The sequence below is a fragment of the Rhodovulum sp. PH10 genome (genome assembly GCF_000293785.1).
Classification (GTDB): Bacteria; Pseudomonadota; Alphaproteobacteria; order Rhizobiales; family Xanthobacteraceae; genus Rhodoplanes.
Window position 1 is genome coordinate 1 of sequence record NZ_AKZI01000108.1, and the last position, 424, is coordinate 424.

Genomic DNA, 424 nt, shown 5'->3' on the forward strand with positions numbered 1-424 from the left:
AAGGCGGCGACGGTTCGGGCGTGGCGCTCGAAATCCCGTGTCAGCCGGCGGCAGCGGCTGATCCAGGCGAAGGTTCGTTCGACGATCCAGCGTTTCGGCAAGACCTCGAAACCGGTGGCGCCGTCGCGCCGCTTGACCACCTCGATTCTCCACGACCCGGTCTGTGCCGCGGCCGCAGCGGCTTTCGGCCCCTGATAGCCGCCATCGGCGAAGACCCGATCGATGAAGGGGAACTGGCGGCGGGTTCGCTGATCGAGCACCAGCGCGACGCCGTCACGATCTTGAACGTCGGCCGGGTGAACGGCGACGTTCAACAACAGGCCGAGCGTGTCGACCAGGATGTGCCGCTTGCGTCCGTTGACCTTCTTTCCCGCGTCGTAGCCTTGCGGGTCCAGCGCAGAGCCCCCTTTTGAGCGGCCTTGCC

The 424-nt window shown here is 66.7% G+C and carries 1 protein-coding gene; it reads right to left on the reverse strand.

Features of this window, described 5'->3' with window-relative positions:
- The coding region (locus A33M_RS16930) for an IS5 family transposase (RefSeq protein ID WP_157223532.1) at nucleotides 1-424 on the reverse strand (424 nt) is incomplete at both ends.